The sequence below is a fragment of the Neobacillus sp. DY30 genome, from assembly GCF_030123065.1.
Classification (GTDB): domain Bacteria; phylum Bacillota; class Bacilli; order Bacillales; family Cytobacillaceae; genus Neobacillus.
The window spans coordinates 4,092,206-4,108,079 of record NZ_CP126093.1 but is presented as its reverse complement, the minus strand read 5'-3'; the positions used below and the strand labels follow the sequence as shown (position 1 = coordinate 4,108,079).

The 15,874-nt window shown below is 36.6% G+C and carries 17 protein-coding genes; 5 read left to right on the top strand and 12 right to left on the bottom strand.

Features of this window, described 5'->3' with window-relative positions; genetic code table 11:
• Nucleotides 1–274 precede the first annotated feature (274 nt).
• From QNH29_RS20120 to QNH29_RS20105, 4 genes are all read right to left on the bottom strand, one after another.
• Entirely contained in the window at nucleotides 275–727 is a 453-nt protein-coding gene (locus QNH29_RS20120; protein WP_283861103.1) for a cupredoxin domain-containing protein, read from the bottom strand.
• A 152-nt stretch (nucleotides 728–879) separates the two neighbouring features.
• On the bottom strand, nucleotides 880–1,545 hold the full coding sequence (modB, locus tag QNH29_RS20115) for a molybdate ABC transporter permease subunit (RefSeq protein WP_283865689.1): 666 nt from the start codon (nucleotides 1,543–1,545) through the stop codon (nucleotides 880–882).
• A gap of 5 nt (nucleotides 1,546–1,550) precedes the next feature.
• Nucleotides 1,551–2,333, bottom strand: a complete 783-nt coding sequence (modA, locus tag QNH29_RS20110; protein WP_283861102.1) for a molybdate ABC transporter substrate-binding protein — start codon at nucleotides 2,331–2,333, stop codon at nucleotides 1,551–1,553.
• 140 nt (nucleotides 2,334–2,473) lie between these two features.
• Nucleotides 2,474–2,716, bottom strand: coding sequence for a YkuS family protein (locus QNH29_RS20105; protein ID WP_283861101.1), 243 nt, complete (start codon nucleotides 2,714–2,716; stop codon nucleotides 2,474–2,476).
• Nucleotides 2,717–2,815: 99 nt separating this feature from the next.
• Between QNH29_RS20105 and QNH29_RS20100 the strand changes: the two genes are divergently transcribed.
• Nucleotides 2,816–2,947 carry a YuzL family protein gene (locus QNH29_RS20100; RefSeq protein ID WP_283861100.1) on the top strand — a complete coding sequence of 44 codons (132 nt, stop codon included), beginning with the start codon at nucleotides 2,816–2,818 and terminating at the stop codon, nucleotides 2,945–2,947.
• 227 nt (nucleotides 2,948–3,174) lie between these two features.
• Here the strand turns inward: QNH29_RS20100 and QNH29_RS20095 are convergent, their stop codons facing one another.
• The 3 genes from QNH29_RS20095 to QNH29_RS20085 all read right to left on the bottom strand — a co-directional run bounded on the left by QNH29_RS20095 (nucleotide 3,175) and on the right by QNH29_RS20085 (nucleotide 6,598).
• Nucleotides 3,175–4,797: an ABC-F family ATP-binding cassette domain-containing protein gene (locus QNH29_RS20095; RefSeq protein ID WP_283861099.1), complete on the bottom strand. Its 1,623-nt coding sequence runs from the start codon at nucleotides 4,795–4,797 to the stop codon at nucleotides 3,175–3,177.
• Nucleotides 4,798–5,198: 401 nt separating this feature from the next.
• A complete protein-coding gene (locus QNH29_RS20090; RefSeq protein ID WP_283861098.1) occupies nucleotides 5,199–5,798 on the bottom strand; it encodes an SCO family protein in 600 nt (199 codons plus the stop codon).
• 95 nt (nucleotides 5,799–5,893) lie between these two features.
• Nucleotides 5,894–6,598, bottom strand: coding sequence for a Crp/Fnr family transcriptional regulator (locus QNH29_RS20085; protein WP_283861097.1), 705 nt, complete (start codon nucleotides 6,596–6,598; stop codon nucleotides 5,894–5,896).
• Nucleotides 6,599–7,102: 504 nt separating this feature from the next.
• Between QNH29_RS20085 and QNH29_RS20080 the strand changes: the two genes are divergently transcribed.
• The gene (locus QNH29_RS20080) at nucleotides 7,103–9,031 is read left to right on the top strand and encodes an endonuclease MutS2 (RefSeq protein WP_283861096.1); all 1,929 of its coding nucleotides are present in this window, start codon (nucleotides 7,103–7,105) and stop codon (nucleotides 9,029–9,031) included.
• 25 nt (nucleotides 9,032–9,056) lie between these two features.
• On the opposite strand, the gene QNH29_RS20075 is transcribed toward QNH29_RS20080, so the two are convergent.
• Nucleotides 9,057–9,191, bottom strand: a complete 135-nt coding sequence (locus QNH29_RS20075) for a hypothetical protein (protein ID WP_283861095.1) — start codon at nucleotides 9,189–9,191, stop codon at nucleotides 9,057–9,059.
• A gap of 100 nt (nucleotides 9,192–9,291) precedes the next feature.
• Between QNH29_RS20075 and QNH29_RS20070 the strand changes: the two genes are divergently transcribed.
• Nucleotides 9,292–9,477 carry a cold-inducible protein YdjO-related protein gene (locus tag QNH29_RS20070; RefSeq protein WP_283865688.1) on the top strand — a complete coding sequence of 62 codons (186 nt, stop codon included), beginning with the start codon at nucleotides 9,292–9,294 and terminating at the stop codon, nucleotides 9,475–9,477.
• Between the two features lie 38 nt (nucleotides 9,478–9,515).
• Here the strand turns inward: QNH29_RS20070 and QNH29_RS20065 are convergent, their stop codons facing one another.
• The 4 genes from QNH29_RS20065 to yhfH (QNH29_RS20050) form a co-directional block, all read right to left on the bottom strand.
• Nucleotides 9,516–9,767 carry a transcriptional regulator SplA domain-containing protein gene (locus QNH29_RS20065; RefSeq protein ID WP_283861094.1) on the bottom strand — a complete coding sequence of 84 codons (252 nt, stop codon included), beginning with the start codon at nucleotides 9,765–9,767 and terminating at the stop codon, nucleotides 9,516–9,518.
• A gap of 19 nt (nucleotides 9,768–9,786) precedes the next feature.
• The gene (locus QNH29_RS20060) at nucleotides 9,787–9,957 is read right to left on the bottom strand and encodes a hypothetical protein (RefSeq protein WP_283861093.1); all 171 of its coding nucleotides are present in this window, start codon (nucleotides 9,955–9,957) and stop codon (nucleotides 9,787–9,789) included.
• Nucleotides 9,958–10,061: 104 nt separating this feature from the next.
• Nucleotides 10,062–10,196: a protein YhfH gene (yhfH, locus tag QNH29_RS20055; protein ID WP_283861092.1), complete on the bottom strand. Its 135-nt coding sequence runs from the start codon at nucleotides 10,194–10,196 to the stop codon at nucleotides 10,062–10,064.
• An 82-nt stretch (nucleotides 10,197–10,278) separates the two neighbouring features.
• Nucleotides 10,279–10,413: a protein YhfH gene (gene yhfH, locus QNH29_RS20050; RefSeq protein ID WP_090757656.1), complete on the bottom strand. Its 135-nt coding sequence runs from the start codon at nucleotides 10,411–10,413 to the stop codon at nucleotides 10,279–10,281.
• Nucleotides 10,414–10,712: 299 nt separating this feature from the next.
• On the opposite strand from yhfH (QNH29_RS20050), the gene QNH29_RS20045 reads away from it, so the two are divergent.
• Nucleotides 10,713–13,256, top strand: a complete 2,544-nt coding sequence (locus QNH29_RS20045) for a PAS domain S-box protein (RefSeq protein WP_283861091.1) — start codon at nucleotides 10,713–10,715, stop codon at nucleotides 13,254–13,256.
• Between the two features lie 143 nt (nucleotides 13,257–13,399).
• On the top strand, nucleotides 13,400–15,457 hold the full coding sequence (gene fdhF, locus QNH29_RS20040; RefSeq protein ID WP_283861090.1) for a formate dehydrogenase subunit alpha: 2,058 nt from the start codon (nucleotides 13,400–13,402) through the stop codon (nucleotides 15,455–15,457).
• The last annotated feature ends 417 nt before the right edge of the window (nucleotides 15,458–15,874 follow it).

Sequence of the window (15,874 nt, the reverse complement as noted above, 5' to 3'; positions counted from 1 at the left end):
ATTTCTTAACTTGAGTGTAACAGGTTTTTTATGAATGAAGTCACGTATATTGTTAACATATTGTGAAGTCTTATTTTTAACGGGTTTATTTGAGGTGTTTTTGAACATTTCATGAACGAATTCTGAAAAAAATTAAACTGTACTATAATTATTTTGTTATCTGTTTAATCTGTTATATAAGAAAAAACCAACGATATCAACATGTTGATAGTGAAAAACTATGAAACAGACAGCTATTTGACATGAAAAAAACAGGAGAATAAATCTCCTGTTTTTAATCAACGATAATATCCGCAATCATTGGACCATTATGTTCTCTGTCTCCATGGACTTCACAAATTAAACGATACGTACCTTCTTTTTCGATTTGAAGGGAGACTAGTGTTTCTTCCCCTTTTTTGACTGTTCCTTTAATATCAGTGCCTTCAATAAAGAAGGGGTGTTGTTCTCCGTTAACACCGCTAATGTACAAGTTTACTTTTTCTCCAGCATTCAGTTGAATAGTACCTGGGTCCCAGCGATATACTTCAATTTCTTTTCCGTCTTTCGTTTTACTTTTATACTCTACTGTAACCATATGAATTTCTCTTATACTTTCATTGGCAGTTTGATTAAACACGGTCGTATCTCCTGCTTTTAACAAAAACCAAGCAGAAATAGTTACAAGCAGGAAAGCTGTTACTAAAATGAAAACGAGTGTATCTTTCTTTAATACCAAAAATTTCATTATGAACACCCCCGATAATTTGTCCTATTTGATGTTTATGCAGCGAAGGGAGGGAAACTTGTCTCTTTTTTTAAATTTTTTTATAGTGGTCAGAATAACGCCAAACATTTTTCGATTAAACTGCATAAAAAAGCCACGAAGAAAATATTTCTTCATGGTTTTTTTTGTATCATATTTGATATTAACAGCATCAGAAATGAGATCATTACCATGGATAGAACGAATGACCAAGCTAAACTCATGTTACCAGTTTCCATTGCAACATATATCGCTGTTGGCGCAGTTTGTGTCTTTCCTGGAATATTTCCAGCAAACATTAAAGTTGCCCCGAATTCACCCAGCGCCCGGGCAAAGCTCATAATCATTCCGGAGATAATCGAGGGAAGTGTCAGTGGCAGAGAAACGAAAAGAAAAACCTTCATTCTGCTGCCACCATCTACACCTGCGGCATCTTCAATATCCTTATCAACAGATTGAAAACCTAATTTTACTGCTTGGTACATGAGTGGAAAAGCAACAGTGGTCGATGCGATAATCGCTGCCCAAGGAGTAAACATGATGGTATGTTGAAAAAGGTCTTCGATAAAAGCACCAATTAGGCTTTTTCTTCCAAAAAAGTAAATCAATAAAAATCCTATTACGGTGGGCGGAAGAACTAGAGGAAGCATGAGGAAAGTTTCTAGTATCATCTTTCCTTTAAATTTCTTGTCATATAATAGCCTAGCAAAAAAAATGCCCAAAAAACTTACAATGATTACTGATAGCGTGGCTACTACCAGAGAGAATTTTAGGGGGTACCAAAAATCGCTAGTAAACATAATCATCAATCCAATACAATAAAGCCATATTTTTCAAAAATAGTTTTTGCGGTTTTTCCTTGTAAGTAAGTTAGAAATAATTTAGCTTCTTCCTTCTTTTGTGACGAGTTTATAATACCTGCAGGATAGATAATAGCATCGTGAGTCAGATCACCTGCTACGGCTACCACTTTCACTTTATCGCTTACTTGTGCATCTGTCATATAAACAATACCCGCATCAACATTACCCGTTTCTACATAGGTTAGAGCTTGTCTTACATCCTTTGTTTGAATAACGAATGGTTCTAGGTTTTCCCAGAGTCCCAAATTTTCGAGTGTTTGTTTAGCATATTTTCCAGCGGGAACAGATTGCGGTATACCAATGGCAAGCTTATTGATTTGGATGCGCTTCAAATCAGAAAATTGGTTTATACTGGAAGGGTTTTCCTTGTTGGTGATTAAGACTAGTTGGTTTCCCAATAAATCAACCTGCGATTTCTTTTCAATTATTCCTTCCTGAATTAATTCAGTGAATTGATCCTGTGCAGCAGAGAGGAAAAGATCTACGGGTGCCCCTTGGAGAATCTGTTGTTTCAATGCACCAGAGGCGCCGCTATTATATAAAAGTTTTATTTGGGGATTCTCGTTTTCAAACTGCTCTTTTATTTCCATTAATGCTTCATTAAGGCTTGCTGCAGCTGAAATGGTTAGTTCTACCGTTTCAGTCTGTTGGGATTCATTAGGTGAACATGCCGATAAAACAATTAACAGTAAAATGGCCAAAACAGTAAAAATAGGGTTTTTCATTCTATACTTCCTCTCAAAATCTATCAGAGTTTCTTTTATATTATAACGAATCAATATTCTTCGTAAAAGTATGGAAAAAGAAAAAACTGCCTGGGCGGCAGTTTTAAGTATAATTGATCATTTTCCTATGTTGTTCGAACCTATTGAAGTCTGCTTTCTACCTGCTGGCACACTTCTTCTGCGCTCATCCCATTAGCTTCAATAACCGATCCTTTTGTAAAGGTATCCTGCATTCCCATAACATTTGAGTCTAAACCAGTTACAACACAGCAATCACAATTTTGTGCATCAGATTCCTGTCTAAGTTGAACTACATCATGTCCTTTTTCCCTTAATGCTTCAAGAACATCTGTTAGTGATTCTTCTACTCCAATTCTTGCCATACAAAACACCTCCTCCTGTAGATTATCATGCCAAAGTTCCAGTGAATTATTCTGTATAAGTCACGATAATCTTCAAAAACTAAAAAAGGAGGTGTAATCATGGGAAAGCGTAAAAAGGATCCATCCACAATCGGCTTGGCTTCACCACAAGTAGAAGGCCAAGGAACCACAACAACAGAAACAGGAGCAAGAGAAGCTTCATCCTCACGTAGAAAGCAAAAGAGATTTTAATTAAAAAATATGTGTTAATGAAGGAATTAGCTTTGGCACACTGTTGATTGGTGCGGAAGGCACGAAGACTACTGCGGGAGGACGGGGCAGGGGAGACCCCGCAGGCGCTTAAGCGCTGAGGAGGCTCCCCGGACCGCCCGCGGAAAGCGAAGTGCCTGGAGCACCAATCAACAGCCCAATTAACACTGCTAAAAAAAGCGGGCACAAGTTGTGTCCGCCTTAACCTTTTACTTATTGTACATTTCTGCCAATTGTTTCTGAATTTCACTATTTTCAAGATATTCATCATATGTCATTTGCTTATCAACTAATCCATTCGGAGTTAATTCAAAGATACGGTTAGCGATAGTTTGAATAAATTGATGGTCATGTGAAGAGAAAATCAGTGACCCTTTAAAGTTAATTAGCCCATTGTTTAATGCTGTAATAGATTCCAAATCAAGATGGTTTGTAGGCTCATCAAGAAGTAAAACGTTAGCACCGTTAAGCATCATCTTCGAAAGCATACAGCGAACTTTTTCTCCTCCAGAAAGGACGCTTGCCTTTTTAAGCACTTCTTCACCCGAAAACAGCATTCTGCCTAAGAAACCGCGCAAGAAACTTTCACTTTCATCTTTTGGAGAAAACTGACGAAGCCAATCAACAAGAGTTAACTCGCTGTTTTCAAAATACTCGGAGTTATCCTTAGGGAAGTAAGCTTGGGAAGTAGTAATACCCCATTTAAAGGTACCGCTGTCAGCTTCCATTTCGCCCATTAAAATTTTGAATAACGTTGTCTTGGCTACTTCATTTGTTCCAACAAGAGCAATCTTATCACCTTTATTCATGAAGAAACTAATATTATCAAGAACCTTTACACCATCAATAGTTTTTGTTAACCCTTCAACGCGCAACAAATCATTTCCGATTTCGCGTTCAGGTGTAAACCCAACGAATGGATATCGACGGGACGAAGGGCGGATATCATCTAGTGTAATTTTGTCTAGTAATTTTTTACGGGAAGTTGCCTGTTTAGACTTAGATGCATTCGCGCTAAAACGAGCAATAAAGGCTTGAAGTTCTTTAATTTTCTCTTCTTTCTTTTTGTTTGCATCGGAAGCCATTCTTGTAGCGAGTTGGCTGGATTCATACCAGAAATCATAGTTACCGACATAAATTTGTATTTTTCCAAAGTCTAAATCGGCAATATGAGTACAAACTTTATTTAAGAAGTGACGGTCATGGGATACAACAATAACAGTATTTTCAAAGTTAATTAAGAATTCTTCTAACCACTGAATCGCCTTTATATCTAAGTGGTTCGTCGGCTCATCCAATAGTAATACGTCAGGTCTGCCAAAAAGGGCCTGTGCAAGAAGGACCTTTACCTTTTCAGAACCGGTTAATTCAGCCATTTTCTTATAATGTAAATCCTCACCGATACCGAGTCCTTTTAAAAGAATCGCTGCTTCTGGTTCTGCTTCCCATCCATTTAATTCAGCAAACTCACCTTCAAGCTCAGCAGCTTTCATACCATCTTCATCAGTGAAATTTTCTTTCATGTAGATGGCGTCTTTTTCTTGCATTACCTGATAAAGTCTTGCATGCCCCATGATAACAGTTTTTAAAACCTCTTGTTCCTCGTACTCAAAGTGGTTCTGTTTTAATACTGCCATCCGTTCATTTGGACCGAGTTGCACTGTTCCGGTTTGAGATTCAATTTCACCGGATAGTATTTTTAAAAATGTTGATTTTCCGGCGCCGTTTGCACCAATTAGACCATAGCAATTCCCAGGAGTAAATTTAATGTTTACATCTTCGAATAACTTTCGGTCACCATATCTTAAACTTACGTTACTTACAGTTATCATTTTATAAAATCCTCCAACAGCAAAATATCTACTAATTATACCATTAAACTAGGTCAAGAGCGAATTCTTTGTTGAATGAAAGTGTTTAATGGGAAAAATTAAAACATATTGCAGAAAATTTTTCTAATTTTTTTTCCTAGTTTTCACACTTTATTCATATTTTTGTTGTAGAATTGGTTAAAGAAGTAGTGAAGGAATAAAGTAGGTGAGAAGTATGTCGAAAAAGCAGCTTACTGAACTCGTAAATAAGTTAAAACAGGCCGGAATAAAAGCAAGTTTAACAAAACCAAAGTCCAACTACCTATTATCTCTACAACAAATAAAAAAGTATCCATCATCCGTGAATTAAATAGGTATTAAAAAGCGATTAATCCTAAGGACTAACCGCTTTTTTATTGCACCTAATTTATTTCATCCATAATCTCTTCGTAGACTTTCTGTTTATCAAAGTCTCCTCCCATTGGGAATTTAGAAATGTACCTATTATTCTCATCAATTAAATAGGTAAAGGATGTATGAACAAATTGACCATTGCCAGGGTCTTTATATTGAAACTGCAATGATTCTGCAACTTCCCTAATTTTTGCCTGGTCAGCTTTGATATTTTCCTGATCACCTGTTAAGAAAATCCAATTGTCGGAGTTAGTAATTCCAAAGGCGTTCATATATTTTTGTAACACTTCAGGTGTGTCTCGATAAGGGTCAATGGTAATGGTAACAAACTCAACTTTATTGCCGAAAACATTATTTTTTTCTAAATCACTCTTTAATTGTACCATCTTTTGGGTTGTAGTAGGACAAATATCCGGACAGTTCGTATAAATAAATTCCACAAGTTTTAGTTTTTTATCTCTTCCAAAATTGAATGGTTCTCCATTCTGGTCCATTAAAGTGATATTAGCAGGTACTTTTGCACTTGCATCTCGAATGAGAAAAAAAGAAATCCCTGCTGTAATCAATAGGAATACAGCCAAACTACATATTAGATAGATTTTTTTCATAGTTTCTCCCTCCTATCTTTAAAGATAAAGAAGTTTTTTGTAAAAAGATGTGGATATTTCGTGAACAAAATATCTTAATAGTAAGAAGGGATGATTTAATCAATGGTACATTGGGAAATGGGGCAGTTTTCACAATCATTTTCACGTTTAAGATAATCGAGATTATGAATGATAATTTTTTTATGCTCAATCGTAATAATTTCCTTTTTTTTTAAATCGGCTAGTATCCTGCTGACGATTTCCCTGGCAGTTCCGCAGAAATGGGCTAAATCCTGAGTTGTGATTGGGACGGTTAGATGAATGCCATCCTCTTTATTCATACCATAGCTGTTTGAAAGTCTAATTAATGTAGAATAAAGAGCACCTTTTTTTCCATAGAGCACCAAATCTCTGAATTTAGTCACTGTCCTCCTAATATGATCATTCATCCACTTAATAAACTGATAGCTTAAATTACTGTTTTGAAATAACTCTTTCTCCAAGGAATCTAATTGAATCCCCGCCACATGACCGTCTTCTATCACTCTGGCATTGAAAATATAACGTGGGTCCTCCGTAAAAAGGGTTAACTCACCGACAATATCATGCTCTGAGCACAAGCGTAAATATAGCTCTTGGCCTTCCGCGTTCATTTTCGATATTTGTATCCGTCCGGAAAGAATAAGGTACATTTCAGAAGCAGGCTGCCCTTCCTGAAAAAGATATGCCCCTTTTTTTATTTCAAGGATTCTCCCGGCAGAATGTAAAAGTTCAATTAATTCATTGGTAAGAATGTTCTCTGTTTGATGTTCCTTAGTCATATCTACACCTATCCAGTTATTTGACCTACTCTAATAATAAGTGTTAAACAAGTAAAGAAATAGTCAAATTAACGTCTAATTTGTTAAACATTTTTGACGTTTTGTATATACTAAAAATAGAGATGAAGACGTTAATTCATTTTGACATTTGTTTCTAAGTATTGTATTCTTTAAAAGAATCAATATTTTCCATATAAGGGAGTATGTTGTATGTTAGGTGTCGTTCTTAACTAATCCAATCAATTGGATATTTTCATTCCTAGGCAGCCTTGTTCATTTTTTTGACGAATGAAGGTTTATTTGAGTCTGGTATTGGAATGAAGTGTTAAGAACAATAGGCATACCAAGCATACATGATTTCCGTGCTGCTGTGTACAATCCTGTAGACAGTTTTTTTATGGAGAAATCTGTATATAATAACGAGCCATTTCTCGTTTTATTTCGCTTAGCCGCAATGACATTGTTCATTGCGGCTATTTTTATTTTACATTGGAGGGAAAAAATTTGAATACACATACATTTAAGGTTTTGGAAGTTCAAGAAATTAAAGAAAAAATTGCCGAATTTGCATTAACGAATGAAGGAAAAGAAAAAATCTATAATCTAATTCCGTCTACACATTTAAAACAAATTGAAGCTTGGTTAGATGAAGTATCCGAGGCAGTTGAAATACTCAAGAAGAGTTCGAGTGTGCCTGTCCATGGACTTAGTGGAATGGAACAAATCTTATCACAATTAAATAAAGGAACTGCACTGCGTCCTGAACAATTTTCCAAGCTCCATGATTTCTTAGAGTGTTGTGGGAAAATGCGCAGGTTTATGAAGGACAAAGAATTTTATGCTCCAAGAGTTTCATCATACGTAGCAGCGATAGAGGAACTGCCGGAACTTGCAGGTGAAATTAATCGTTGTATTCGCAATGGAAGGGTAGATGATTATGCAACAAAAGAGTTATTGAAAATTAGAAAACAGATCGCTATTCATGAGGAACGGCTAAAAGAAAAAACCATGCAGCTTATTCGCTCGAATAAATATAAAACCTTTCTTCAAGAGAACGTGGTAAGCCAAAGAGATGGCAGATATGTAATACCTATTAAGAAGGAATATAGAAATAAAATTAAAGGGTCTGTTTTAGATACTTCAGCTTCAGGATCAACTTTATTTATTGAACCTGAAGAAATTGCTCTCTATTCAGAACAATTAACCTGGCTGCTAGCAGATGAGGATGTTGAAGTCCAAAAAGTTATGACCTATCTAACGGGGCTTGTAGAGGAGAAAGAGCAGCCAATTCGGACAGCTATCGAAACAATGGTCCATTATGATTTTGTGTTTGCGAAGGCGAAATACAGCCGGTCTATTAATGGCACAAAGGTTAAGGTTAATGAAGAGAAGCAAATTAAATTACTACAAGCAAAACACCCGCTCTTAGGTGATAAGGCAGTTCCGTTATCATTAGAGATGATGGAAGGTCAAAGTGCACTCGTTATAACGGGCCCAAATACTGGTGGTAAAACGGTAAGTATTAAAACGGTAGGATTATTGACACTCATGGTCCAGTGTGGTCTCCATATCCCAGCTGCCGAAGAAAGTAATCTTAGTATATTTCAGCGTATCCTTGTTGATATTGGTGATGGTCAAAGCATTACTGAAAATCTTAGTACATTTAGTTCGCGTATCGTTAACATCATTGAAATTTTAAAGGATACTAATGATCAAACCTTGGTACTTTTAGATGAGCTGGGTTCTGGAACTGATCCAGGAGAAGGAATGGGACTTGCGACTGCGATATTAGAACAACTCTACCATAAAGGAGCAATGCTTTTCGCTACTACCCACTATAGTGAAATAAAAGAGTTTGCTGATGAGCATCCGGGGTTTATTAACGGATCGATGGAATTTAATATTGAGACACTCAGTCCGACCTATCGGCTAAATATAGGCAGAGGAGGAGAGAGTCAAGCATTTGCAATCGCCTTAAAACTAGGAATCCATCCGAAAATCATAGAGCGGGCACATCAAATTACGTATAAAGAAATTATGACCTATGACAACAAGGAAACCGACCGTTTGAAGCTGAAGGAATTAGAAAAACAAGTGATTATTAACAAATATAAAAATAGAAAAAAGACTATCTATCCTGACGGAATGATCGATGAATATAGTAAAGGTGACAATGTTAAGATTTCACCAACGAATGAATTTGGGATTGTTTATGGCGGTCCTGACAAACAAGGGAACTATATAGTACAGGTCAAGGGTGAAAAAATTACCATTAATCACAAAAGATTAAATCTTTATATCAAAGCTGAAGAACTATACCCTTCCGATTATGATTTTGATATTATTTTTGAATCAAAAGAGAACAGGAAAAAAAGTAAAATACTTTCTAAAAGGCATGACTCTGAAATCATTATTAAACATAGCGATTTCTAAAGAGGTAGCCTTCCAATTTGGAAGGCTACCTCTTATTTGCATATTTTTCTGCTAGAAGCTGTTTTACTTGGTTATAACTTAAACCTGATTGGTTATTTAATCTCTTTACTTCCTCTATATCGGTTCCCACTACTGTTAATTTTTTTTCATTGATTTTCATTTTCTATTTATTCCTTCCTTATAATGTTTTGGTAAAGAATGTTTTTTTGCTATGAAAAGGACATTTTTGGTACATACTATAAAAAAAGGAGGCGGTTCCCATATTTTACGGTAAAAGGGCTAAGGATGAAGAAGTTGAAGTAATAATGCTTGAAACTGAGATCTACTCTTGTATGGATAGTGCTTGTATAGGCTGGATGAGAAAGGATTTTGTAACAGACGACTTGCTTTGCCCAATGTGTGGAAACGAAATGGCTGCAGAAATAAGAGAGCTTCCGAAAATCTAATTAGTATTAAAAAGACTGTCAAAATAAATGACAGTCTTTTATTCATCTCCAAAATCAAAGAAATGACCCTCAAATGCTTGTTGTGCTGATTCAGAAGTAGGAAAAAGAGCGTCATCGTCTTCAATCACATGAAAAGTTTCGTTTAAGAACAACGCAAGTGAATTTGGGTCTTTCGGGTGAGCGACAATTTCCGCAGGTCTTATATTCGCAACAGTTGGTACATGTGGATTACGATAGATTACAAACACCTCATCTCCAGGTTTAGCACTCGAAATATCAACTATATCCATATCCGTTTACCTTCCTCAATTAAAGATTTTCATTTTGCTGGCGAATTTCATCTCCGGTAATCATAATATTGGCATCCTCAAGTTCCTTATGTTGGTCAACGGACTCACCAGGAACGTATTTTTCAGAGGGATAAATACCACCATGTATGGATGTTTGCTTCTTATTGGATGAACTAGACTCTTTAGCCATTACAAACACCTCCTTTTATAATCTTTTGCTTTGTGTATAAGGTTTATTCCTGCATAAATTTCCAACAAAAAAGCTCCCCAGTTAGGGAAGCATGGGACCTTTTGCTATTCGTCTTTATGGGTTAAACAGCGATCGCATTCCATTAAATAGCTTTCTGCTTGTTCTTCCATATGCTGCCCGCATTGTGGGCATTCCTTTTTTGGCAAATTACGAAAAAATTCTACTGGGCTTATTAACATTGAGATAACCTCCTCTTTTTTTAATACAGTGTATTAACTTTTTGCTTGTTGTAGTACAGTATTACCAAAAATTTTTGTCTCTTTATTCTTCTCTTTTTGATAAACAGCGGTCACATTCCATTAAGTAGCTTTCTGCTTGTTCTTCCATGTGTTGCCCACATTCTGGACATTCCTTCTTTGGTAAAGTACGGAAAAATTCAACTGGATTCATTAACATTTAAAATTCTCCTCCTTTTTTAATACAGTTTATTAAGATTTCATCTGTTGTAGTACAGTATAATCAAAAAAAACAAATTTGTGTAGTCCTTTTTCAAAAATAATTTATATTTTTTGAAAAATGATACAAATATCATATATTTACATGTTGTGCAGTTCAGTTCCAATTAATGTATGTTGAATTTGCTAATTATAGATGAAATAATATAAATTCGACAATTTTGTGAACAAAAACACTTCCCTAGTCTGATTGTTTACATTACAATCAGAGAAGATAGGTCAAAAGAGGAGGTACTGTATATGGGTTCAGTATCGGCAGAATTTCATCCATTTTTAGTAGTTATCGCCATAGGGTTAACGATTATGGCTTCATATACCGGTTTAGATATGTTTACTCTAGTTAAAAATTCAAAGAATAACAAACGGCTTTTATTTCTTGGCGGCTCGCTGGCAATGGGTGTTGGGATTTGGGTTATGAATTTCGTTGGTTTAATTGCGGCAGATATTACTCGCTTCTCAAGTTACCAACTGCCTCTAACGATATTATCTATCTTTATTGGGATTGCATTCTCGGGCATGGCTTTCATTCCTTTATTTAGAAAAGAGATTAAAAGTATCCATTTAATTTTGGGAAGTCTCTTTTTAACGACAGCTGTCTTTTCTATTCATATAATAAGTATTTACGCTATGAACATGACTTTTGAATACAATATTCCGCTTTATTTATTTTCCGGAATAATGATATTTGGGTCTTTTTTATTGTCTTTATGGATTCTTTTTTCATTAAAAACCTACTCAAAGGGTAATCAAACTTGGTTAAAACCAATTAGCTCGCTGATTATTTCAGCTGCAATTGCAGAAGGTCATTTTCTTTTAAAAAGAGCGTCAACGATTAGTTCGGCCAATAATACAGTAAATGGGCCAATCAATGAAGAGACATTTATAATCTATTTGGTATTTTTTGTGACAATTTTAATTATTAGCGGATTAATTGCCTCAAGTACGCTGATTAGTAAGCAGCTTGCCGAATCTGATACTAACTTGAAGGATATCAAAGCGGCTTTAGATGCTTCGACTATTGTGACCATTACAGATCCTAAAGGAACGATTGTATTTGTAAATGATAAATTTGAAGAAATCTCTAAGTATAAGAAAGAAGAAATTGTTGGAAAAAACCATCGACTGTTAAATTCGGGGTATCATTCAAAAGAGTTTTTTCAGAAATTGTGGTCGACCATTCAGTCCGGCAAGATATGGCGGGGAGAGATTAGGAATAAAGCGAAAGATGGGTCAATTTATTGGGTAGATACAACTATAGTCCCGTTTTTAGACAGAAAAGGTAATCCAATACAGTATATAGCGATTCGTTCAGATATAACCAGTCGTAAGAAGGCGGAAAAGGCGCTGTTGGAATCGATAAAAGAAACACGGGATATTACCTTTGCGCTTGACCAATCATCGATAATTGCGATTACGGACCAAAAGGGAAAAATTACAAGTGTAAATGATAAGTTTGTCGAAATATCGAAATACAGTCGTGAGGAATTACTTGGTGAGGATCATAGGTTATTAAATTCAGGCTACCATTCAAAGGAATTTTTCAAAGACCTATGGCGGACAATTGGCCAGGGAGATGTTTGGAAGGGAGAAATATGTAACCGCGCTAAAGATGGAAAACTTTATTGGGTTGATACGACAATTGTTCCTTTTTTAAATGAAAAAGGGAAGCCATATCAATATGTTGCCATTCGCACCGATATTTCTGATCGAAAAAGGGCAGAAGAACACCTAAAAGAATCAATAAAAGATAATACAGATATTCGCTTTGCGCTTGACCAATCAACTATTGTGGCTTTTACAGACGCCAGAGGAAATATAACAAGTGTGAATGATAAATTCTGTGAAATATCGAAATACAGCCGTGAAGAGATTATCGGGAAAGATCATAGCATATTAAATTCTGGTCATCATTCCAAGCTGTTTTTCAAGGATTTATGGAAAACAATTGGCGAAGGAAGGGTCTGGAAGGGTGAAATAAGAAATAAAGCAAAGGATGGAACATATTATTGGGTGGATACAACAATTGTTCCTTTCTTGAATGATAGTGCAAAGCCATACCAATATGTAGCGATCAGGAATGATATTACGGAACGTAAGAAAACAGAAGAAGTCCTCCATCGCCAAGATAAGCTGGCAGCTGTTGGACAATTAGCAGCAGGTGTAGCACATGAAATCCGAAATCCGCTTACATCTATGAAAGGTTATGCAGAGTTCCTTACATTAGATGAAAAAGATCCAGAGCGTCTTGAGTTTATCAATATTATTCTTGATGAAATTGAACGAGTTAATACGATAGTTGAAGATTTCATGGTATTGGCAAAACCGAAGATGGTGGAATTAGAAGAAAAAAATGTTGTTCCAGTTATAAAAAATGTGGTTTCGCTGCTTGAATTTGAAGCAAGGAAGAAGCATGTAAAACTTTCATTTGATTGCTCTCATGAAATTATTCAGATTGAGTGTGATGAAAACCGATTAAAGCAAGTATTCTTGAACTTTATCAAAAACGGTATCGAAGCGATGCCAAATGGCGGGGATTTGCATGTTAAAACTGTGATTCATGATAACAATGTTCAAATCTCGATTCAGGATACAGGAGTTGGTATCCCAAAGGAAAAACTAAAACAGCTTGGTGAACCTTTCTATACGACGAAGAAAAATGGAAACGGACTAGGCTTGATGGTTAGTTTTAAAATTATTGAAAATCATAATGGAAAAGTGTTTGTAGAAAGTGAACCAAATAAAGGTACCACCTTTAATATCCTTCTGCCGGCGAAACCAGCATGATGAAACGGAAGATACTCTCTTCCGTTTTTTTATTGCAATTTTTCAAAAAATAGACAATTATTTTTTGAAAAATTAAAGCTACTTTTAGGTTGAATAGATTAATATGTTTATATAAGTATTAATGTTTATTAGGAGGGGAAACTTTGGGAGAAGCAAATCTTGTCAAAACTATTTGCGGTTATTGCGGTACAGGATGCGGTTTAGTACTTGAAGTAAAAGATAATCGAATTATGAAAATTCGCGGTGACAAAGAGGCACCCGTAAACAAGGGGCAGACCTGTGTAAAAGGTGCATTTGCCTATGAATATGTTCACTCAAACAAAAGATTATTTAATCCGCTCATACGAAAAGCAGGGGAATTGGTAGAAACAAGTTGGGAAGAGGCATATCAGTTTATTGCAGATAAATTATCTGCAATTAGAGATACATGGGGACCAAATGCGATTTCGATGTTTGCCTGTGCTAGAACAACCAATGAATCCAATTATATTACACAAAAGTTTATGAGAACAGTGATTGGCAGTAATAATATCGACGGATGTAACCGAACGTGACATGCTCCGAGCGTTGCCGGTCTGGCAACTGTATTTGGAAGCGGTTTCCCAACAAATACTCTAGAGGATTTTGACAGAGCAGAAGTCTTGCTGTTAATGGGATCAAACACAACAGAGGCGCATCCTATTATTGCGAACCGTATTAAAAAAGCAATAAAGAATGGTTTGAAGGTAATTGTCATTGATCCGAGAAAAATTGATATGGTCAAATTTGCTCATCGTCATCTTCAAATTAATGTTGGGACCGATATCGCACTCATCAATGCATTCCTACGGGTGATTATTAAAGAAAACTTATATAATGAAGAATTCATTCAGCAATTTACAATTGATTTTGAGTCATTAAAGAGACAGGTAGAGAGGTATACACCTGAATTTGCGGCCTCAATTACTGGCTTAAGCGCAGAGGATATCGTAACCACAGCAAGAGAATATGCGAATGCAAGCGGTTCTATGATTGCTTATACACTTGGAATCACAGAGCACCATTGTGGTGTTAATAATGTCTTTGATATTGCCAATCTTGCTTTATTGACTGGAAATATCGGCAGGCAGGGAACAGGAATAATGCCTTTGCGCGGGCAAAATAATGTTCAAGGTGCGGGGGATATGGGATGTCTGCCTAACCAGCTGGCCGGGGCAATGAGTTTAGCGAATGAAGAATTCCGTGTGCGTTATGAGAAAGAATGGAAGGTTTCACTCAATCCTCATGCGGGTGACACGCAAACTAGAACCTTTGACCGGCTCGAAGATGGTGAGTTGAAGGCGCTCTATATAATCGGCGAAAATCCATTACTTGCGGATGTTCATATGAACCATACGAAGCAGCTTATGAAAAAACTAGATTTGTTGATTGTGCAGGATATTTTCTTAACAGAAACTGCGGAAATGGCAGATGTCGTTCTTCCCGCATGTTCATGGGGGGAGGTAGAAGGAACCTACACCAATACGGACAGGAGGATTCAACGAGTCCGCAAAGCTGTTGACCCAGGTCCAAATGTAAAAGAAGATTGGGTTATATTATGTGAACTTTCAACAATCATGGGATATCCAATGAGTTATTCAAACAGTGAAGAGATCTGGAATGAAGTGAGAAAAATTGCTTGGGAGATGTATGGCGGTATTTCTTATGAAAGACTTGAAAAAGAATACAGTATTCATTATCCATGTCCTACAGAAGACCATCCGGGTACATTTGTTATGCATGAGAGATTTCACAATCAGGAGACAGCTGGGAAAAAGTCACCATTCGTCCCGGTAGATTTCACACCGCCGTTGGAACTTCCAGATGCTGAATATCCATTTACACTAACAACAGGCAGACGATACGAATCCTATAATACTCATTCGCAAACTCGTTACTATGCAGCTGGTGTAAAAGTTAAGCAAACAGAGGAGACAGTTGATATTCATCCAGACGATGCCCAAGAACTAGGGATTAGTGACGGTGAATTGGTTCATGTTCGTTCTCGAAGAGGAGAGCTAAAAGTGAAGGCAAAAATCACGGATCAAGTCGTTCCAGGTCTTGTATTCATGAGCTTCCATTGGAGCGAAACACCTACGAATGTTTTAACACTTAACGAATATGACCCGATATCAGGAACCGCAGAATACAAAGCATGTGCAGTAGCCATATCCCGGATTTAAAACGAAGGCACGGAAACTTTCCGTGCTTTTATTTTTATTGTCGGCCTATTAGAATTGCTTAAGGACAAATCACTTATAGGAGGCGATAAGACTTGTCCTCAATAGAGGTTCTTGGGGACGAATCACTTACCGGAGGCGATAAGATTTGTCCTCAATAAGGGTTCTTGGGGACGAATCACTTACAGGAGGCGATAAGTTTTGTCCTCAATAAGGGTTCTTGGGGACAAATCACTTACAGGAGGCGATAAGATTTGTCCTCAATAAGGGTTCTTGGGGACGAATCTCTTACAGAAGACAGTAAGATTTGTCCTCAATAAGGGGTCTTGAGGACAAATCACTTACAGGGGGCGAAAAGATTTGTCCTCAATAAGGGTTCTTGGGGACGAATCACTTACAGGAGGCGAAAAGATTTGTCCT